Here is an 18637-nt window from a genome sequence, read left to right on the forward strand (position 1 = left end):
CCTACGGAGAGGACCCATGACCGGTCAAGTGTCTTTTGATAGTCACGCCCGGAGCGTGCTGGCGGCGTCGGTCGAGTACGTGAACCGGCTGACCCCCGGGTACTCCGGTGGTGTCGCCTACGCCGCACCCGCCGATGACCCCGACTCCGTCACAGCAGCGGTCGGCCAGGCGTTAACCGCGATCGGGTATCCACCGAAGTCGGCCGTCCCGGTCGACGACGCCCGCCGGCTCGTGGGGCTGGCCGCACGAATGCGGACAGTCTTCGAGGCCGCCGCAGCCGATGACCTGGACAGCGCCGCGACGGAGATCAACGAGCTCCTCGTGGACACCAACGCCCGTCCCCAGCTCGATCGCGGCCGCGACCGCCCATGGAGCCTCCACTTCCACGGCCCCGACGAACAGTTGGCCAACGGCTGGGCAGCCGGCTGCGCCGCCGGCCTCGCCCTGGCAGTCGGCAGCGACCTGGCCGGCCGCCTCGGCGTCTGCGCGGCCCCGCACTGCGACCGCGTCTTCGTCGACGTATCCAAGAACGCCCAACGCCGCTTCTGCTCCCCCCAATGCCAGAGCCGCGTCAAAGCCGCCGCCCACCGCGCCCGCCAACAGCCAACCAACTGAACCTCGGATAAGCCCCGGGGACCTGGGACATGGCATTGCCTCTTCCCAGTCCCCAGTAGGTGTCCCCAGTCCGGCACCCGCTACGCGCGGCGGGTGAGGCTCGGGGCAGCCGGATCCTCGTTGTTCACCACGAGTTCGGCGTGGTCGGCGGGGTGGACGTCGTCGACGTACATGCGCTCGCCGGGGATGTACCTGTTCAGGTAGCGCTGCTCGGCGGCTGCGGGCGAGTCCATCCAGGCCTGATCGCGCTCGGTGCCGCGGCGAAGGACCGTCTCGAAGCTCACGTGGATATAGATCCGGAGGTCCCAGAACTCATCCAGTTCGCGGCGTTGGAGGAAGGCGCCGTCCGCGAGCAGCACTGCATCCGGCGCGGCGGTCTGCACAGGTGAGTCGAGGACAGACCGCGCGGAGGCGTCGCGGATCCCGACGACATAGCTCCGATCACCACCCGGCCCGAGCGGCGCCAGCAACCGGTCGCGAATCGCGTCGTTGTCGTACATCTCGAAGTAGTAGCTCTCCGGCGAATCGATCGGGTACGCCGTCCGCAGCTCCGGCGCTCGCTTGAAGTAATCGATACCGGCCCGGATCACCTCGCGCCCAGTGCGCCCCCGCAGTACGTCGGCCAGTTCGTCGGCGAGCGTTGTCTTGCCGGCCGCCGAGCATCCGTCGATCGCAACCCGCACCGGATGCGATCGCTGGACCGCGAGTACGTCAGAAGCCAATTCCCCCAGGACCTCAGCTCGGTCTGCCACGGACAGCATCCTCCAGCACAACGGCGCCCCACCCGAATGGATTTCGGGTGGGGCGCCGAGCTGTCGTCAGCCGACGGGGGTCAGTTCGCGCTCCTCCTCCGGGGCGGGTGGGGTGGAGGCGTGCTTGGCGGACTTCGGGCGGAGCCACTTCGGGGCCCACCAGTTGGCGTCGCCGAGCAGGATCATCACGCTCGGCAGGACGACCGCGCGGATGATCGTCGCGTCGATCAGGATCGCGACGGCGAGACCGACTCCGAGCTGCTTCATGTCCAGCGTGCTCAGCGTCGCGAAGACCGCGAACACCCCGATCATCACCGCCGCCGCGCTGGTCACCACGCCGGCCGAACCGGTGATGCCGTCGGCGACAGCCTGCCTGGTCGGCACGCCCCGCAGTACGGCCTCACGGATCCGGCTGACGACGAACACGTGGTAGTCCATCGACAGACCGAACAGCACCACGAAGAGGAACAGCGGCAGCCAACTCACGACCGCGCCGTTCGACCGGAAGTGCAGCAGTCCTTCGGCCCAGGTGTTCTGGAAGACCGCGGTGACCACGCCGTACGCCGCTCCCGCGCTCAGCAGGTTGAGCCCGATGGCGGTGACCGCGACGACCACCGAGCGGAACGTCACCATCATCACGATCATCGTCAGCAGCAGGACGAACCCGATCACCAGCGGCAGCTTGTCCCGCGTGTGCGCCGCATAGTCGACGTCCGCGGCGACGAACCCGCCGACGGCGTACTCAACACCCGGCACCTTGCCGACCGTCTCCGGCATCAGTTCCTTGCGCAGCTTGGTCAGCGAGTCCCGCGCCTGCTGGCTGCCGCCCTCGTACGGCGTGGCGACCTCGAGCGTCGTGACCGTGCCGTCCTTGGAAACCCGCGGCTCCTCGAGACCGTCCGAGGCGAACAGCTTGTCGTCCTTCGTGCGCTGCATCAGGTCGGCCAGCGCAGCCTTGACCGCAGGCGCCTGGTTGGCCGGCGCCCGTACGGCGACCTCGTGGCTCGTGCCCGTGCTCGGGAACGCCGCCGTCAGCCGGTCGTACGCCTTCATCACCGACGTCGTCCGGGGCAGGTCCTCGGTGCCCGGGAACTTCAGCTGCATCCCGAGCGCAGGCGATGCAACCGCGAGCAACGCGGTCACGGCGACGAGCAGCGTGGCGATCGGGTGCTTCAGCGCCGGGCTCAGCACGGTCGGCCAGAACCGCGGCTGACCCTTCGATGCCGTCAGGCGCCACACGAACGGGATCCGCGGCCGATCGACCCACCGACCGAGCTTCGCCAGGACGGCGGGGAGCACGGTGAGCGAACCCACGACAGCAACCGCGACGACGAGGATCGAACCGACCGCGAAGGACGAGAAGACCGCATCGCGAGCGAGGAACAGGCCCGCCATCGAGATGATGACCGCCGTACCCGAGACGACGACCGCGTGTCCGGAGGTCGCTGCGGCGATCTCGACCGCGTCGACATGGCCGCGGCCCTTGGCGCGCTCCTCGCGTTCACGGCGGAGGTAGAACAGCGAGTAGTCGACGCCGACCGCCATACCGATCAGCAGGATGACGCTGTTGACCGCGTCGACCGCGGGTACGAGCTGTGATGCTGCGGCCGCCAAGCCGATCGCTGCGGCTACTGCGGACAGCGCCAGTAGCAACGGCACCGACGCCGCGATCAGTGCGCCGAACGCGATCAAGAGGATCGCCAGCGTCACCGGCAGGCTGAACATCTCCGCCCGCTTGAAGTCCTTGCCCAACGTCTCGTTGAGCGCCTTGTCGATGGACAGTCCACCGACCTCTTCGATCCGGAGGTCCGGATACTGCGTCTGCACCTGGGCAGTGGTGTCGAGCAACGGCTGAACCCGACCATCGCCGTCACCGTCCTTGAGGGTGACCCTGACGATCACCGCGTCCTTGTTCGGCGACGGCATCGGCTGCGCGACTTCCGCGACCCCACCGAGGGCGCGCATGCGCTGGATCACGACGCCGGCGGCCTTGTTCGCCGCGGCCTGGTCGAGCTGTCCGGACGGCGCCGTGATCAGCACGCTCTCCACGTCCGGGTCGTCGAAGTTGCCGGACTTGACGATGTTGTCCGCCCGGGTCACCTCGCCGATGTCGCCCTCGTTCTTCGACTCCTTCGTGCCGGTCATCGAGCCGAGCGCGAAACAGGCGGCCACGACGACCACCCACATCGCGATCGCCCGCCACGGATGGGTCGCGCTCCAGCGCGCCGCCCGTACCGTGATCTGTCCCCTGGCCATGGTTCCCTGCCCCTCTGCGCCCCCTCGGGCACCCCACCCAGCGCTCCTGGCGTGACGCTGGCTACGGGCAAAAGCCTGACCGGCCGGGGCAGGTCGCGGCCATGGAGGAAGCCACCCAGTCGACCCTGGTGCTAGCCCTACCCCACCCTTTCCCGTACGCCGTACGGGCCGGGGTGATCGGAGGTCAGAAGTCCTCGAAGTTGAGCGAGGAGGCGGCCGAGACGCCCTCCAGATACCCCTCGGCGCGCTCGGCCTTCGGGTACCGGTGGACGAGGTCCCAGAAGGTGGCGTTGTGGGTCGGCTCGATCAGATGAGCGAGCTCGTGGACCAGCACGTAGTCGACGACCCAGGCGGGCATCGACTGCAATCTGGTCGACAAACGGATCGATCTGTCCGCCGGAGTGCAGGATCCCCACCGTCTGTTTTGGTTCGAAACCCACCTCACAGACGCAGGTTCGGGCACTTCTGGGAGGTGGCGACACGCGAGTTCGTGTGCTCTGGCCAACAATTTTTCGTCCGACACGCGCGATCGGCTGCGCTGCTTCTCGAGTCGCGCCAGCATGGTCTCGACCCAGCGCGCCTCCTCGGCGGCGGACAGCCGGTCGGGCATCAGCACGACCACCCGCTCACCGTCGCGGTACGCGCTGACCGTGCGCTTGCGGCGCTTGCTGCGCCGGATATCCACATACGACGGGATCGGGCGCGGTGGGGAGTCGGCCATGGCTCAAAAATGTACCCCCCGAATCCGACAACTTTCTTCGGTCCACATCCTGTGCATGGGCGTTTCCGCAGGTCACACGCCAGATCTTGAACCCGCCGACCCGCGTTGTTCACATCGTGTTCCCCCGCCCGTCCACAGCGTCGAGCGGCGCGTCCCACAGGTTGCGCACAGAGTTATCCACAGGGGTGGACAATGCGGGCTTGCCTGCGCGGCCGTCGCCTCTTAGCGTCATCTGCAACAGGCTCCCGGACCGCCTCCGGGGCCGCTCGGAGGGGAAGCCGAGCTGCTCCGGAGGCGGATCACCGGGAGCCTGTTCCGTGCCGGCGAAAGTTTCGGTAAGGGCTTTCCCCCCGGGATTCAGGCGGCGCGCTGACCGTGAGGTGCGCTTGAGCCTGCGCCAGGAGGCCGTAGGGTGAATCCCGACTGGGCCGCACGGCCTACGGCAGGACGGTCTGCCGTTCAGCATCCAACGACTGCCCGGGGCGAGACCCCGGGCTGGAATTCAAGCAAGGAGAGGGCCCTCATGGCAGAGACCTGGAGCGGCGAGTTCTACTGCGTCAAGTGCAAGGCCAAGCGCACCGCCGACGGCGAGGTCAAGGTCAACGACAAGGGCACGCGCATGGCGAAGGCCAAGTGCCCCGAGTGCGGTACGAACCTGAACCGGATCCTCGGCAAGGCCTGACGCACAAGGTCGTAGGGGCGGTGTTCGGCACGATGTCTGTGCCGGGCACCGCCCCTGGTTCGTCCCGGCTTGGGCGACCGGACAGAATGGAAGCGTGTCGGACCTTCCTCGCAAGGCGCTGAGCCGGACCGCGAAACTTGCCAGCCTGCCCCTCGGTGTCGCCGGGCGGGCGACGGTCGGCCTGGGCAAGCGCATCGGCGGTGCTCCCGCCGAGGCCGTGTTCGCCGAGTTCCAGCGCCGGACGGCCGATCAGCTGTTCGCCGTCCTGGGTGAGCTCAAGGGCGGCGCGATGAAGTTCGGGCAGATGCTCAGCCTGATGGAGTCCGCGATGCCGGAGGAGCTCGCGGCGCCGTACCGGGCGACGCTGACCAAGCTGCAGGACTCCGCCCCGCCGATGCCGGCCTCGACCGTGCACACGATCCTGTCGCGGGAGCTGGGCAAGCGCTGGCGGGACCGGTTCGAGGAGTTCGACGACGTGCCCGCGGCAGCCGCGTCGATCGGTCAGGTGCACCGCGGCCGGCTCAAGGACGGCCGCGAGGTCGCGATCAAACTGCAGTACCCGGGCGCCGCGGAGGCGCTTCGCTCGGACCTCAGGCAGCTCGGGCGCTTCGCGCGGACGATCGGCGCAGTGGTCCCCGGTCTCGAGGTGAAGCCGCTCGTCGCGGAGCTCCAGGAGCGGATCGGCGAGGAGCTCGACTACGACCGCGAGGCGCAGGCACAGCAGCAGTACGCCGACGCGTTCAAGGACCACCCGGAGTTCGTCGTACCGCGGGTCATCAAGCACTCCCCCACGGTCATCGTGTCCGAATGGATCGAAGGCCGCCCGCTGTCGTCGTACATCACCGAGGGCACGAGGGAAGAGCGGGACGCGATCGGGCTGAAGTACGTCCGGTTCATGTTCAGCGGCCCTAAGTACGCCGGTCTGCTGCACTCGGATCCGCACCCGGGGAACTTCCGCGTGATGGCCGACGGGCGTCTTGGCGTGGTCGATTTCGGGCTGTGCGCACGGCTCCCGGACGGTCTGCCACCGGCGATCGGGCGGCTGCTGCGGATCTCGCTGAAGGGCGACGGAGAGGCGGTCCGGGACGGGCTCAAGGCCGAGGGCTTCATCAAGCCGCGGATGGAGATCGACCCGGAGCAGCTGATGGACTACCTCGCGCCGTTCGCGGAACCGGCCCGCGAGGAGACGTTCCACTTCAGCCGGGACTGGATGCGCGCGCAGGCGAACCGGACCAGTGACTTCCGGTCGCCGAACGCGTCGCTGGCTCTCCGGCTCAACATGCCCCCGTCGTACCTGCTGATCCACCGTGTCTGGATCGGCGGTATGGCCGTGCTGTCGCAGCTCGACGCCGAGGCCCCGTTCCGCGCCGTACTGGAGGAGCTCCTGCCGGGCTTCACCGACGGCTGAGGGCCGGGATCTCCCGCAGCGTCACGGCCAGCAGGACCGCCACGGCCGCCAGAGCCACGGCAGTGATTCCTGCGGCCAGGTGGAGACCACTGGTGAACGCGTCACGCGCCTGGTCCAGGAGGTCGCCCGTGGCACCCTGAGCGATCGCCTCGCCGAGTGAGTTGCCACCCTGGCCGTCCATGCGCCCGCGGTACGCCGCAGTCACCACACTGCCGAGTACGGCGATGCCGAGCGAGTAGCCGAACTCGTTGCTGGTCTGCGTCAGCGCACCGGCCGATCCGGCCTTCTCCGGCGGGACCGAGCCGATGACCAGGTTCGTACCGAGCGTGACCAGCGGCGCCGGGCCGACGCACTGGATCGCGAAGGCGATGACCAGAACCGTCGTGGACGTCGCCAGCGACATCATCACCATCCCGACGACCGTGAACGCGATCCCCGCCGGGATCAGCACGCTCGGCCGGATCCGCTGGGCCAGGCGGGGCGCCACCTGGAAGGCGACGGTCGTCGTGAGCATGCCCGGAACCAGTGCCAGCCCGGCTGCCAGCGGAGTCATCCCCTGGACCAGCTGGAAGTACTGCGCCACGAACACCATCACGCCGCCGGACAGCATCGAGAACGCCAGCATGCTCCCGAGCGTCACGCTGAACGTCCGCCGCGTGAACAGCCGTACGTCGACCAGCGGGTCGTCCAGGCGACGCTGCCGCCGTACGAAGACCCAGCCGAACACCCCACCGATCACCAGGCCGCCGATCGACTGCACACCCGCGCCGTGCGAGGCAAGGTGCTTCAGCCCGTGGATCGCCGGCAGGATCGCGGCCAGCGACAGCACCACACTCGGTACGTCGATCCGCCCGGCCTTCTCGTTCCGGTACTCCGGGAGCAGGAACGGCCCCACGACGAGCAGCACGACCATCGCCGGTACGCCGATCAGGAACGCCGAGCCCCACCAGAAGTGGTTCAGCAGGATGCCGCCGACGATCGGGCCGACCACCGCACCGACCGTGAAGCAGCCGGCCCAGACGCCCAGCGCCTTCGCCCGCTGACCCTCGTCCGGGAACAGCGTGGAGATCAGCGACAGCGTGCACGGCGCGATCGCAGCACCGGCGATGCCGAGCACCGCGCGAGCGCCGATCAGCATGCCGGGGCTCACCGAGTACGCCGCGACGATCGAGGCGATCCCGAAGACAGCAGCCGCGATCAGCAGCAGCCGACGGCGACCGAGCCGGTCACCAAGGTTGCCCATCGTGATCATCAGGCCCGCCACCATGAACCCGTACACGTCCAGGATCCACAGCTGCTGGCTGCTGGTGGCGCCGAGGGCCTCGGTCACGGCCGGGACCGCCAGCAGCATCACGAACAGGTCCAGCGACACCAGCAGCGTGGCGAGGCACAGGACGCCCAGCGCGACCCACTGTCGTCTGCTGGTCGCCACCATGTCGGCCTCGAGCGTCATGATCCGGTCCTTCCCGCAGGGGTGTTGTCACTGACTGCGTCGAGTGGACCGGTCTGGGATCGACACCAGCCGGGACTATCTTCGAACGATGACGACGTTCGGAAATCTGCCCGAGATCGTTGCGTCGGAGGACTGGCTCGCGGCCCGTCTGGAGCTGCTGCGGCTCGAGAAGGAGGTGACCCGGGCGCGCGACCGCCTGAACGCGGAGCGCCGCCGGCTCCCAATGGTCCGGATGGACGAGCCGTACGTCTTCGAGGGGCCGGACGGCGAGGTCGGGCTGCTGGACCTGTTCGACGGGCGGGACCAGCTGGTGATCCACCACTTCATGTTCGGCCCGGACTGGGACGAGGGATGCCCGAGTTGTTCGTCGGCCGCCGACGAGATCGGCAACCTCCGCCAGTTGCACGTACGCAACACGTCGCTGGTGGCGGTGTCGCGGGCGCCGTACGCGAAGATCGCGGCGTTCAAGGAGCGGCTGGGCTGGACGTTCCCGTGGTTCTCGTCGTACGGGAGCGACTTCAACTACGACTTCCACGCCACGCTGGACGACCGGGTCGCGCCGGTGATGCTGCACTTCCGGACGCAGGAACAGCTGGCCAACGAGAAGGGAACGCCCTGGTCAGGCGGGCCCTGGACGGCTGACATGAACGGCGAGGAGCTGCCGGGGATCAGCACGTTCCTCCGGGTCGACGACGAGGTGTTCCACACGTACTCGACGTTCGGGCGCGGCATCGAGGACTTCCACAACTGCTACCGGTACCTCGATCTCACCGTCCTCGGCCGGCAAGAGGTGTGGGAGGAGCCGAAGGGACGCGCGGAGCCGCTCGGGCTGCACGTGGGCGGACCCGCGATGCGCGTCCCCGATCAGTACTGATTCACCAGTAGACCGGGTCGAGCTTGCCCTCGATGCTGCGGACGTTCTCCCGGGAACAGCGGTCGCAGTACAGCAGCTTCCGGCCGTCCTCGACCGAGGTCATCCAGGTCAGCGGCACGTCCTCCGACTCCGCCTGCTGACCACACAACGCACAGGTAGCAATTGCCATGGCGCCAGGGTAGGTCGGGCGACATGCCCTAGTCTGCACCGGGTGCGATGGGTCATTCACGGCGAGGCCGAGGTCTGGGGTAATCGGTGGCTGAGCGTACGGCGGTTGGACGTCCAGCAACCCGACGGGAAGCGGTTCGACTATCACGCCGTACGCCTGAAGGACATCGCCGCCGCGGTTGTCACCCGGGACGACCAGGTGCTGCTGATGTGGCGGCACCGGTTCCTGACCGACACCTGGGCCTGGGAGCTGCCGATGGGGATCATCGAGGCCGGTGAGAGCCCGGAGGCCGCGGCGGCGCGCGAGCTCGAGGAGGAGACCGGGTGGCGGGCCGACGGGCTCACCGAGCTCATCCGGTCGGAGCCGGCCGCCGGGATCATGGACTCCCGGCACTTCGTGTTCCGGGCCCGTACGGCGGTTCGGATCGGGGAGCCGACCGAGCAGAACGAGTCGGACCGGATCGAGTGGATCCCACTGGCCGACGTCCCCGGGATGATCGCGCGGCACGAGATCGTCAGCGGGATCACGCTGGTCGGCCTGCAACAGCTGCTGATCCAGGAACGCTGAAGGGGCGGCACCCCCTGTGGGTGCCGCCCCTCGGTTGTTCAGCTGGTCAGGCTGTGTTTCTGGTGGATCAGACGAGACGGGCGAGTGCGAGGCGCGCGCGTGCGCTGGCCCTCTCAGCTCGCCGGCCTGCCCGTTCGGCCTGCTTCTGCGCCTTCTCGATCTGGTGAGCGAGGCGGAAGCGCCGGTTCTGCTCTGCGGCCTTCAGTGAAGCCTGACAGTGAGCACGGGCGAGATCTTCATTGAGTAAATGCATTTCGGTGCTCCTAGAGAAAGTCTGGGTCGTCATCGTTCGGACTCGTTTCGGATGGTTGGGTGTCGTTCAGGCTGCGGTGACGGTGTCGCTCTTGCGGGGACGCCCACGGGGCCGCTTGCGCGGAACCACCACACCTTGGACGAACAGCTGGCCGCCCCACACTCCCCACGGCTCGGAACGCTCGAGCGCTCCGGCCAGGCACTCGGCCTGGAGTGGGCAGGTCGTGCAGAGAGACTTTGCGTACTCGACGTCCGCCGGCGATTCGGCGAAGAAGAGTTCTGGCGCGTAGGACCGACAGGGCAGGTCCTGCGACGTTGCAACCTCGGTGAAGACATCGAGGAAGCTAACGCTCATTCCGGTCACCTCCCAGTGACTTTTGGATGCTGGTCTCTTGTCGTCGGTGATGACTACCGGTTGGTAATCACCAAATCTGTGGACAAACAAAAGGGCCGCGGGACCCTTTATGGGTTCCGCGGCCTTGGAGGTGCCGGCTCTGACGCTTGTCAGACCGGTGGACTCCATGCTCGAGAACCCGAACCGCCGTACTTCACATCGCCGACAGCTCCGCCCTTGATCTGGGCAAAGCCGGTGGCCATGAGCACAACGGTCGCGACGTGCGGTCGCGGCGAGGCACCCTGAATCGGGGCGCACGGCAGCGCTACAGCGTCGCTGAACGGCTTCTTAACCGTGTTGGTGATCATTTCCAGGGCACCTCCTCTCGTTGTGGCGAAGCGGGCGGTTAGCTCGATCGCTATGGTTGTTTGAAGTTTTCGGCCAAGCTTCGACCGCAGAAAGAACAGTACGCCGTCCGCGTCGGAGCCCGCAAACTATTTATCGCCAGTTTGCGAAGTTGGCCGGAAGTTGCCGCTGCGGCGACCGGATCTGGTTGCCACGGCAAGGTTCCGGCACGCTCCGGGACGCCATCCGCACGCTCCGGGATCGTTGCCTCTGTCACCTAACTGCCACGTCTGCCAGGAGCAGAACGCGGCATGTCATCCAGAGTGCGCCCCGAAACCCGTGCCTGGCAACACAATTCTCCGAGCACCTGCCCGAAAGGGCAGTCAGCGGGTGCAGAGGTTGAGGATGTGTTCGCCGTACTTGGCCAGCTTGGTGTGGCCGATGCCGGGGATCTGGCGCAGCGCCTGCGCGTCGGCCGGGCGGGTCTCGGCGATGGCCGTCAGCGTGGCGTCGGTCAGGATGACGAACGCCGGCATGCGCTCGGACTCCGCCTGCTCGGTACGCCATTCGATCAAGGCGTCGTAGAGCTTCTGGTCGATCTTGGACGGGCAGTCCTCGCAGCGGCCGAGTTTGCGGGCACCCGGATCGAGCAGGCCGCGGCCGCAGACCCGGCACTTCGGGATCGGGCGGCTGGAGCGCGGGGCGCTCGACGGACGCTCCCAGCTGGTCGGCGACGACGGGGTCCACTCGGTCCGCGCCGTACGGACGCCGATCGGGTCGAGGAAGCGGGTCGGACCGCGGGTCCCACGGCCGCCCGGTGAGCGGGACGTCGACCAGCTGACGAACAGCTGCTGCTTCGCCCGCGTCACGCCTACATAGAACAGCCGCCGCTCCTCCTCGACCTGCACCGGCGTCTGGGCGTAGCTGATCGGCAGCGTCCCCTCATGGGCGCCGACGATGAAGACGCTCTCCCACTCCAGGCCCTTGGCCGCGTGCAGCGTCGCCAGCGTGACGCCCTCCGCCAGCGGCGCGTGCTGGATCGACGCCCGCCGGTCGAGCTCGTCCATCAGGTCCGACAGCCGAGCCTCAGCATGAGCCGCGGCAAAATCGGACGTCATCGTCACCAGCGCACTCAACGACTCCCACCGGTCCCGGACCGCACCGGTCCCGGTCGGCGGCTCCTGCGTCCACCCGGCTCCGCCCAGCACGCCGGTCACGGTGGTCACCAGGTCGTCCGACAGGTCCCCCGCCTTGGCCTGACCCCGCAGCAATACAGCGGCCTGCCGGATCTCGGCCCGCTCGAAGAACCGCTCCGCACCCTTCAGCACGGTCGGGATCTTCCGCTCGGCCAGCGCCTGCTCGAAGTTCTCCGACTGCGCATTGGTCCGGAACAGTACGGCGATGTCGCGCAGCGCCATGCCCTCGTCCCGCAGCTTCACGACCGCCCGCGCCACCGCATCCGCCTCCGCGACCTCATCGGAGTACTCGCGGTAGACCGGAGTCGGACCGGCCTCCTTCTGCGACCGCAGCGTCACCCGGCCGGGCAGTCCGGTCGGACCGGCCGCGTCGAGGATCTTGTTCGCCACGTCGACGATCTGCGGCGTCGACCGGTAGTCACGGACCAGCTTGATCACCGTGGCGGACGGATGCCGGGAAGCGAAACGCACCAGGTTCTCCGGCTCGGCGCCGGCCCACGAGTAAATAGTCTGCGCCGGATCACCGACCACGCAGACGTCCTCCCGGCCGCCCAGCCACAGGTCGAGCAGACTCTGCTGCAGCGGCGACACGTCCTGGTACTCGTCCACGACGAACGTCCGGTACTGCCGCCGGATCTCCGCGGCCACCCGCTCGTCCTCCGCGAGCAGTGCGACCGCGCAGAGCAGCACGTCCTCCAGGTCGATCCGCCCGCGCTCCAGCTTCACGTCCTCGTACGCCGCGAAGATGCGCGCGATCGTCGGCGGGTCGAAGGCAGCCAGCGTGCGGGCCGATTTCGGCGCGAGGCGGGCGTAGTCGTCGGGCCGGACGTTGCTCACCTTGGCCCACTCGACCTCACCGGCCAGGTCGCGCAGCGCGGGCGTGTCCACCCGGACCCGGCAGCGGGACGCAGCCTCGGTCAGCAGCGGGAACTTCCGGTCCGCGATCGGCGGCAGCTCCCCGCCGTACACCTTGGGCCAGAAGAAGCGGGCCTGCCGGAGCGCGGCGGAGTGGAACGTGCGGGCCTGCACCCCCTGGACGCCGAGCTGCGCGAGCCGGCCGCGCATCTCCCCCGCCGCGCGCTGCGTGAACGTCACCGCGAGCACCCGGACCGGGTCGAACGTCCCGGTCTGGACGCCGTACGCGATCCGGTGGGTGATCGCACGGGTCTTGCCCGTCCCGGCGCCGGCCATCACCACGACCGGGCCGTGCAATGCGGACGCGACGGCCCGCTGCTCCGGGTCGAGAGCCTCCAGAAGCCCATCGGCGGATGCAGATCGTGTGAGGTCGCTCACGGGTTGAGACACGCGGGAACAGCACCACCTACGGCATGGTTCGAATACGTCGAAGGCAACCCTAGACGGGCGGCCCGACAAAACCCCTCCCACTCCCTTTAGGAGTCTGCCGATGTCGGCATTCACGATGTACTCCACGCCTTGGTGCGGCTACTGCCACCGCTTGAAGGGCCAGCTCAAGCGAGCCGGCATCGAGTTCACCGAGGTCGACATCGAGCAGGTCCCGGACGCGGCCCAGCTGGTCGAGAAGATCAACAACGGCAACCAGACGGTCCCGACCGTGGTCTTCGCCGACGGCACCGCGATGACCAACCCGTCGCTGGCGCAGGTCGCGGAGAAGCTCGCCGCCTGAACAACCCCGACTCAGGTCATATCGCCTGAGTTATGGACATTACGGTCATGACCGTTATACCTTGCGATGAACTACGCCGCAGGGAGTCCGCCCATGTTCTCGCGCCGTCAACTTCGCCTTGCCCTGACGACTGTCGTCGTCTCGATCGGTCTGCTCGCCACTGGCGGACTGCATGCCACAGCGGCACCGCCGTTACCTGATCCGTTCCCGTCCGAGACCTGGCCGCTCGGGCCGCCGACGAAGTCCTTCGCGCCGGCCGACGACGTCATCAAGGACCTCGGTTCGCCGGTCAGCTCGCTCACCGTCATGGAGGGCGCGGTCGGCCGTACGCCGGACGGGCGCGACGTCGTGTACGCCGTACCCGCCGGTGAGAACGCCCGTCTCAACGTCGCGGACCTGCACACCCACGAGCTGATCCGCACTGTGCCGCTCCAGGGTGCCGCCGGCGGCTGGGGCATCGTGGTGACCCCGAACGGGGACGTCTACCTCGGCACCTACCCGTACGGGCACCTGTACCGCTACAGCCCCGCCACCGGAGAGGTCACCGACCTGGGTCAGCCCATCCCGGGCGAGCTACAGATCTACGGCCTCACCGCCGATCCGGACGGCAACGTGTACGGCGGGACGTACCCGACGGCGCACGCGTTCAAGTACGACCCGTCGAACGGACAGGTCACCGACTACGGCTCGCTCGACCCGGTGCAGCAGTACGCGCGGTCCACCGTCTACGACCCGGACCACCGCAAGCTGTTCGTCGGCGTCTCCACTCCGAATGCCCGCCTGCTTCGGATCGACGTCGACACCAAGGCGGTCGAGGACATCACTCCCCCGGGCACTACGGCCAAGGACTTCATCGACCTGGACTACGCCGGTGGCAGGGTGTTCGCGAACGCGAGCAGCCGGCTGGTAGTAGTCGACGCGGTCACCGGTGAGCAGATCAAGTACACCGACGCCACCACCGGCCAGCAGGTGATGGACTACCCGATCGCTGCCCGCGGTGTGTCCGCAGCCGGACCCGGTGGCGTCTACTTCACCAACAACACGCTGGCCCTCACGCACTACGACCTGGATACCAATACGGTCGGTCCGGTCTCGCCGCCGCGGACGCTGACGCGTGGCGCATCCATCGGCTACGGCTGGGTGACCGAGAACGGCGTACCGGTCCTCTATGGCCTGGCTGGCAACTACTCCGGTGGAACGTTCCGCTACAACCCGGCCGACGGGACGCTCGCGCAGTGGAGCTCACCGTTCCAGTACGTGCCGTCGCCGCTGATGCACGAGCTGGCCGACCCCGTCACGGGCAAGGTGTTCGTCAACGTCTATCTGAACGGCTCCACGGCTATCTACGACCCGGCGACCGGCAAGTCCACCGTCACCACCCGCCAGGGGCAGGTCGAGGGCTGGGCGTGGGACGGCACCGGCAAGATGTACGTCGGTATCTACCCGTACGGCCGCTTGTCGCTCTGGGATCCGGCGCTGCCGGACAGCACAACCAACCCGAAGGAACTGTTCAGCCTGGTCGACAGCGACCACCAGAACCGGCCGGTGTCGGTGGTCCCCGACGGCAACCACGTGTACGTCGGCACCACGCCGGCGTACGGCGAGTACGGCGGCGCGCTGACCGTGTACGACGTACCGACGGGCAGCCACACGGTCTACCGCAACCTGGTGACCGACCAGACGATCGCGTCCATCCTGCCCGCGGGTGCGAACGTGTGGGCCGGCTCCAGCATCGAAGGCGGTCAGGGCACTGACCCGAAGGCCACCGAGGCCCATCTGATCAAGGTGGACCCGGCGACGGGCGCAGTGCTCTCCGACATCGTCCCGGTGTCCGGTGCGGCCAGCATCAACGAGCTGACCTACGGACCGGACGGCAACATCTGGGGTCTGGCCGACGGCATCGTCTTCGTCGTCAACCCGGCGACCGGTGAGGTACTGCGCCTGCTCCCCGTGTTCAGCGCAGTCACCGGCTCACAGGACGGCGCCCTGTCCTGGCGGGACGGCTATCTGTACGGCGTGACCGGCGGACGACTGTTCGTCGTGGACAGCCTCAGCGGTCACACCACCGTCCTGCGCGACCACGGCCTCAACCGGCTCACACAAACGCCGGACGGTACCTACTACACGCTGCTGCGGCCGGATGGCTTCACCAACCCGACCAACCTGGCGTCGTACACCCCGCCGGTCGACTCGTGTCCGCAGTCCGACGTCAGGCCGACAGTGTGGACCGGGAACATCGACAGCCATGTGTCGAACCGCTTCCTGACCTACGGCTGCACGCTGACCGACACACTGCCGAGCGCGAAGGCGGACTGGCCGAACCACGCGGCGTACGTCATCGCAGTCGACCGGAAGCTCCGTCAGCTCGAGCAGACGGGCACGGTCGAGAGCTGGGAGGGCGTCCTGATCAGGATCGCGGCCGCCCGCTCCAATGTGGGCCGGTGATCACCAGCTGCCGGTGAGGCTCTCGCCGTACCAGCCTTCGATCAGGCGGCGGGAGATCGAGATCGCACCCGGGAGGGCCATCGTGCCGGCTTCGACCAGCGCGCGGACGTCCTCCCGGGTGAACCACTTCGCCTCGGCGATCTCGTCCTGGTCCACGTCGATCTCGAAGCTCGACGCCTTCGCGTAGAACCCGAGCATCAGGCTCGCCGGCAGCGGCCACGGCTGGCTGCCGGCGTACACGATCTCTTCCCCGACGATCACGCCGGTCTCCTCGAGGACCTCACGCCGTACGGCGGCCTCGAGCGACTCGCCCGGCTCGACGAAGCCAGCCAGCGTGGAGTACCGACCGGCCGGCCAGGCCTCGTTGCGGCCGAGCAGAGCGCGGTCCTGGTCGTCGGTGACGAGCACGATGATCGCCGGGTCGCTGCGCGGGAAGTGCGACAGACCGCAGGTGGGGCAGCGTCGGACGTGGCCGGCCTCCACCACCTCGGTGTGCTCACCGCAGTTCGCACAGTGGGTGTGGACGGCGTGCCAGTTGGACAGACCGATCACGTTGACCGCAATGCCGGCCTCACGGTCGTCCAGTAGCGCGCCGAGCTCGCGCAGACCGCCGTACGACTCGTCTGCCTCGTCCTTGACCAGCACAGCGAAGACAGCACGACCCTCTGCGGTCATGCCGGCTCCGGACTCCCGGTCGATGCCCAGGAAGATCCGGATGCCCTCGGGCGCCGCGGACGGGGGCACGAACCGCAGTGCGGAGCGGTCCTCGCCCACCTGGATCTTGTCACCGGACACGACGACCACCTGGGTGTCATGGGCGGCCCACGCCTTCTCCAGCCAGTCGTCGTCACGGCGGCGGTCGGCGGCGCGGTCCAGGACGGAGCGGGACAGGGCTAGCGAACCAGGATCAATGGAGTAGGCCACGTGCCTCAACCTACCCCGGCACCATGAGAGCATCCCCGCATGAGTATTCACATCGCCGCCGAGAAGGGGCAGATCGCACCGCGGGTGCTGTTCCCCGGGGATCCGCTGCGGGCCAAGTGGATCGCGGAGACCTACCTGGACGACGTGATCTGCTACACCGAGATCCGGAACATGTTCGGGTTCACCGGCACCTACAAGGGTGAGCGGATCTCCGTGCAGGGCTCCGGCATGGGTCAGCCGTCCGCGTCGATCTACGCGAACGAGCTGTTCGCGGAGTACGACGTACAGACCCTGATCCGGGTCGGGACGTGCGGTGCGCTGACCGAGGCGGTCCGGGTCCGCGACGTGATCGTGGCGATGTCCGCGAGCACCGACTCGCAGATGAACCGGCTGCGCTTCCACGGCATCGACTACGCGCCGACGGCGGACTACCAGCTGCTCCGTGCGGCGGTGGACGCGGCCGAGGCGGCCGGACTCAACGTGCACGTCGGACAGGTGTTCTCCGGCGACCTGTTCTACAACGACCGGGCCGACCTGGTCTCCCGGACCGCTGAGTACGGCGTGCTGGGCATCGAGATGGAGGCGTCGGCGCTCTACACGCTGGCGGCGAAGTTCGGCCGCCGGGCGCTCGGCATCATGACGGTGTCGGACCACCTCATCACCAAGGAGGAGACGACCGCCGAGGAGCGCCAGACGACGTTCTCGGAGATGATCACGATCGCCCTCGACGCGGCGATCGAGGTGCCGGTCTGAACCCGCGGCACGGCGCCGCCGTACTGGCCTGCGCCGTGATGGTTCTGGGTACGGCGGCGTGCTCGGGCGGCAAGTCCGACGACAACAAGCCGGACGCGGCGGGTAGCTCCAACGGCTCCAGCAGCTCCACCGCGCCGAGCACCGGGGCCAGTGCGTCGTCGTCAGGCCCGGAGGAGAAGCTGCCGGACCTCACCGCCGCACAGGTCGTCACAGCCTTTGCAGGCAAGGGCTACCAGTGCAGCACCGACGAGGCGTACCAGACGTGCGCGCAGGGTGTCACGTCGATCCAGGTGCTGATCGGCAAGCAGCCGCGTCCGCCAGTGATCTCGCTGCAGGCGACAGGCGTTGCTGCTGAGGCGACGACGAAGCTGGCCGACTTCGCACCGCAGGCACTGGAGCTGGCCCACGTGAACCCGCGCGGCCAGATCGCCGACTGGCTGAAGCAGCAGCAGGGCAAGGCGGGACAGACGACCGCCGGCAACTGGACCGTGGAATTCTCGACCGAGGCGGACACCGATCAGCCCGGGGCGATCCTCACGCTGACCGACAAGCTCTGCAAGGCCGACTGCGGCGCCGAGTAGCTAGGCCGCGACGAGCTTGGGCAGGACCTGCAGGAGCCGATCGGTCAACCGGTCCGGGGTCTTGTCCGGGTTCGCGGCGTAGCCCACCACGGCCTGCTCGAACAGTCCGTCGATCAGTGCGTACGCCGTGGGCGCGTCAACGGTCGGCGTGGTCGCGGTGAGATCGGCGTACCGGCCGAGGATGCGCCAGATCATCTCTTCGAGCAGCTTGTCGATCGCCTCGACGTCCGGACGCAACTGCTCCTCGAACATGCTCTGCGCGCGCAGGTCGTACCAGAGCTTGTGCATCGGGGTCTCGTCGACCAGGGTCTGCGTCATCTTCGCCAGGAACCCGGTGACCAGCTCCTCCCCCGACGTCGCGGTCTCGACCACTTCGTCGTACCGCCGGGCGCACTTGGTCTTGTAGTAGCGCACGCAGTAGCTGATCAGATCGATCTTGTCGCGGAAGTAGTAGTGCACGACGCCGTGGGTGAACTCGGAGTTGTTCGCGATCTCCCGCAGGCTGGTCCGCGCGTACCCGAGCTCGCCGAGGGTCTTCAGCGCGGACTCGGCCAGCGCCACCCGTCGTCGCTCGATCTTGTCGATCCCGGAAACGCGGGCTGGTCGGTCCGGTTCGATCGCGCTCGCTGACGTCACTGCCACACCGCCCTCTCCTCATCGGGTC

20 protein-coding genes are annotated in these 18637 nt (G+C 68.1%); 9 read left to right on the plus strand and 11 right to left on the minus strand.

Going from position 1 to position 18637, the window contains the following annotated elements:
• Positions 1 to 16 precede the first annotated feature (16 nt).
• On the plus strand, positions 17 to 616 hold the full coding sequence (locus ACQPYH_RS34655) for a CGNR zinc finger domain-containing protein (protein ID WP_432880168.1): 600 nt from the start codon (positions 17 to 19) through the stop codon (positions 614 to 616).
• A gap of 80 nt (positions 617 to 696) precedes the next feature.
• Here the strand turns inward: ACQPYH_RS34655 and ACQPYH_RS34660 are convergent, their stop codons facing one another.
• From ACQPYH_RS34660 to ACQPYH_RS34670, 3 genes are all read right to left on the minus strand, one after another.
• The gene (locus ACQPYH_RS34660; RefSeq protein ID WP_432880171.1) at positions 697 to 1368 is read right to left on the minus strand and encodes a uridine kinase; all 672 of its coding nucleotides are present in this window, start codon (positions 1366 to 1368) and stop codon (positions 697 to 699) included.
• A gap of 66 nt (positions 1369 to 1434) precedes the next feature.
• Entirely contained in the window at positions 1435 to 3624 is a 2190-nt protein-coding gene (locus ACQPYH_RS34665; RefSeq protein WP_432880173.1) for an MMPL family transporter, read from the minus strand.
• A gap of 184 nt (positions 3625 to 3808) precedes the next feature.
• Positions 3809 to 4345 (minus strand): YgjP-like metallopeptidase domain-containing protein, encoded by a 537-nt coding sequence (locus ACQPYH_RS34670; protein WP_432880174.1) that lies wholly within the window; start codon positions 4343 to 4345, stop codon positions 3809 to 3811.
• Between the two features lie 523 nt (positions 4346 to 4868).
• On the opposite strand from ACQPYH_RS34670, the gene ACQPYH_RS34675 reads away from it, so the two are divergent.
• Complete coding sequence (locus tag ACQPYH_RS34675; protein WP_012922897.1) at positions 4869 to 5027, plus strand: DUF5679 domain-containing protein; 159 nt, start codon at positions 4869 to 4871, stop codon at positions 5025 to 5027.
• A 94-nt stretch (positions 5028 to 5121) separates the two neighbouring features.
• Complete coding sequence (locus ACQPYH_RS34680; protein ID WP_432880178.1) at positions 5122 to 6435, plus strand: ABC1 kinase family protein; 1314 nt, start codon at positions 5122 to 5124, stop codon at positions 6433 to 6435.
• Here the strand turns inward: ACQPYH_RS34680 and ACQPYH_RS34685 are convergent.
• Complete coding sequence (locus tag ACQPYH_RS34685; RefSeq protein WP_432880181.1) at positions 6422 to 7888, minus strand: MFS transporter; 1467 nt, start codon at positions 7886 to 7888, stop codon at positions 6422 to 6424. The genes ACQPYH_RS34680 and ACQPYH_RS34685 overlap by 14 nt on opposite strands.
• 88 nt (positions 7889 to 7976) lie before the next feature.
• Between ACQPYH_RS34685 and ACQPYH_RS34690 the strand changes: the two genes are divergently transcribed.
• Positions 7977 to 8762, plus strand: a complete 786-nt coding sequence (locus ACQPYH_RS34690) for a DUF899 domain-containing protein (RefSeq protein ID WP_432880183.1) — start codon at positions 7977 to 7979, stop codon at positions 8760 to 8762.
• Position 8763: 1 nt separating this feature from the next.
• On the opposite strand, the gene ACQPYH_RS34695 is transcribed toward ACQPYH_RS34690, so the two are convergent.
• Positions 8764 to 8931 (minus strand): hypothetical protein, encoded by a 168-nt coding sequence (locus ACQPYH_RS34695; protein ID WP_432880185.1) that lies wholly within the window; start codon positions 8929 to 8931, stop codon positions 8764 to 8766.
• A gap of 42 nt (positions 8932 to 8973) precedes the next feature.
• On the opposite strand from ACQPYH_RS34695, the gene ACQPYH_RS34700 reads away from it, so the two are divergent.
• On the plus strand, positions 8974 to 9498 hold the full coding sequence (locus tag ACQPYH_RS34700; RefSeq protein WP_432880188.1) for an NUDIX hydrolase: 525 nt from the start codon (positions 8974 to 8976) through the stop codon (positions 9496 to 9498).
• A 67-nt stretch (positions 9499 to 9565) separates the two neighbouring features.
• Here ACQPYH_RS34700 and ACQPYH_RS34705 read toward each other — a convergent pair whose 3' ends face one another.
• From ACQPYH_RS34705 to ACQPYH_RS34720, 4 genes are all read right to left on the minus strand, one after another.
• A complete protein-coding gene (locus ACQPYH_RS34705) occupies positions 9566 to 9784 on the minus strand; it encodes a hypothetical protein (protein WP_432880191.1) in 219 nt (72 codons plus the stop codon).
• A 33-nt stretch (positions 9785 to 9817) separates the two neighbouring features.
• Positions 9818 to 10105, minus strand: coding sequence for a WhiB family transcriptional regulator (locus ACQPYH_RS34710; RefSeq protein WP_130383944.1), 288 nt, complete (start codon positions 10103 to 10105; stop codon positions 9818 to 9820).
• Positions 10106 to 10254: 149 nt separating this feature from the next.
• Positions 10255 to 10452 (minus strand): hypothetical protein, encoded by a 198-nt coding sequence (locus ACQPYH_RS34715; protein WP_432880194.1) that lies wholly within the window; start codon positions 10450 to 10452, stop codon positions 10255 to 10257.
• Between the two features lie 360 nt (positions 10453 to 10812).
• Entirely contained in the window at positions 10813 to 12930 is a 2118-nt protein-coding gene (locus ACQPYH_RS34720) for an ATP-dependent DNA helicase UvrD2 (RefSeq protein ID WP_432880197.1), read from the minus strand.
• A gap of 100 nt (positions 12931 to 13030) precedes the next feature.
• Between ACQPYH_RS34720 and ACQPYH_RS34725 the strand changes: the two genes are divergently transcribed.
• Positions 13031 to 13270, plus strand: a complete 240-nt coding sequence (locus ACQPYH_RS34725; RefSeq protein WP_432880200.1) for a mycoredoxin — start codon at positions 13031 to 13033, stop codon at positions 13268 to 13270.
• 93 nt (positions 13271 to 13363) lie between these two features.
• Positions 13364 to 15715: a hypothetical protein gene (locus ACQPYH_RS34730; protein WP_432880203.1), complete on the plus strand. Its 2352-nt coding sequence runs from the start codon at positions 13364 to 13366 to the stop codon at positions 15713 to 15715.
• Here the strand turns inward: ACQPYH_RS34730 and nudC are convergent, their stop codons facing one another.
• On the minus strand, positions 15716 to 16639 hold the full coding sequence (gene nudC, locus ACQPYH_RS34735) for an NAD(+) diphosphatase (protein ID WP_432880206.1): 924 nt from the start codon (positions 16637 to 16639) through the stop codon (positions 15716 to 15718).
• A 39-nt stretch (positions 16640 to 16678) separates the two neighbouring features.
• Between nudC and deoD the strand changes: the two genes are divergently transcribed.
• Positions 16679 to 17392: a purine-nucleoside phosphorylase gene (gene deoD / locus ACQPYH_RS34740; RefSeq protein WP_130439886.1), complete on the plus strand. Its 714-nt coding sequence runs from the start codon at positions 16679 to 16681 to the stop codon at positions 17390 to 17392.
• A gap of 38 nt (positions 17393 to 17430) precedes the next feature.
• Entirely contained in the window at positions 17431 to 17973 is a 543-nt protein-coding gene (locus ACQPYH_RS34745) for a hypothetical protein (protein ID WP_432880208.1), read from the plus strand.
• Here the strand turns inward: ACQPYH_RS34745 and ACQPYH_RS34750 are convergent, their stop codons facing one another.
• Complete coding sequence (locus ACQPYH_RS34750; protein WP_432880211.1) at positions 17974 to 18615, minus strand: TetR/AcrR family transcriptional regulator; 642 nt, start codon at positions 18613 to 18615, stop codon at positions 17974 to 17976. It lies immediately after the preceding gene.
• Between the last annotated feature and the right edge of the window lie 22 nt (positions 18616 to 18637).

Origin of the sequence: Kribbella sp. CA-245084 (assembly GCF_050942355.1) — a bacterium.
Taxonomy (GTDB): domain Bacteria; phylum Actinomycetota; class Actinomycetes; order Propionibacteriales; family Kribbellaceae; genus Kribbella.

Coding starts and splice junctions, on each gene's coding strand:
- ACQPYH_RS34655 (WP_432880168.1), top strand. CDS start 17: ATGACCGGTCAAGTGTCTTTTGATAGTCACGCCCGGAGCGTGCTGGCG.
- ACQPYH_RS34665 (WP_432880173.1), bottom strand. CDS start 3,624: ATGGCCAGGGGACAGATCACGGTACGGGCGGCGCGCTGGAGCGCGACC.
- ACQPYH_RS34670 (WP_432880174.1), bottom strand. CDS start 4,345: ATGGCCGACTCCCCACCGCGCCCGATCCCGTCGTATGTGGATATCCGG.
- ACQPYH_RS34675 (WP_012922897.1), top strand. CDS start 4,869: ATGGCAGAGACCTGGAGCGGCGAGTTCTACTGCGTCAAGTGCAAGGCC.
- ACQPYH_RS34685 (WP_432880181.1), bottom strand. CDS start 7,888: ATGACGCTCGAGGCCGACATGGTGGCGACCAGCAGACGACAGTGGGTC.
- ACQPYH_RS34690 (WP_432880183.1), top strand. CDS start 7,977: ATGACGACGTTCGGAAATCTGCCCGAGATCGTTGCGTCGGAGGACTGG.
- ACQPYH_RS34695 (WP_432880185.1), bottom strand. CDS start 8,931: ATGGCAATTGCTACCTGTGCGTTGTGTGGTCAGCAGGCGGAGTCGGAG.
- ACQPYH_RS34705 (WP_432880191.1), bottom strand. CDS start 9,784: ATGACGACCCAGACTTTCTCTAGGAGCACCGAAATGCATTTACTCAAT.
- ACQPYH_RS34710 (WP_130383944.1), bottom strand. CDS start 10,105: ATGAGCGTTAGCTTCCTCGATGTCTTCACCGAGGTTGCAACGTCGCAG.
- ACQPYH_RS34715 (WP_432880194.1), bottom strand. CDS start 10,452: ATGATCACCAACACGGTTAAGAAGCCGTTCAGCGACGCTGTAGCGCTG.
- ACQPYH_RS34725 (WP_432880200.1), top strand. CDS start 13,031: ATGTCGGCATTCACGATGTACTCCACGCCTTGGTGCGGCTACTGCCAC.
- ACQPYH_RS34730 (WP_432880203.1), top strand. CDS start 13,364: ATGTTCTCGCGCCGTCAACTTCGCCTTGCCCTGACGACTGTCGTCGTC.
- deoD (WP_130439886.1), top strand. CDS start 16,679: ATGAGTATTCACATCGCCGCCGAGAAGGGGCAGATCGCACCGCGGGTG.
- ACQPYH_RS34745 (WP_432880208.1), top strand. CDS start 17,431: ATGGTTCTGGGTACGGCGGCGTGCTCGGGCGGCAAGTCCGACGACAAC.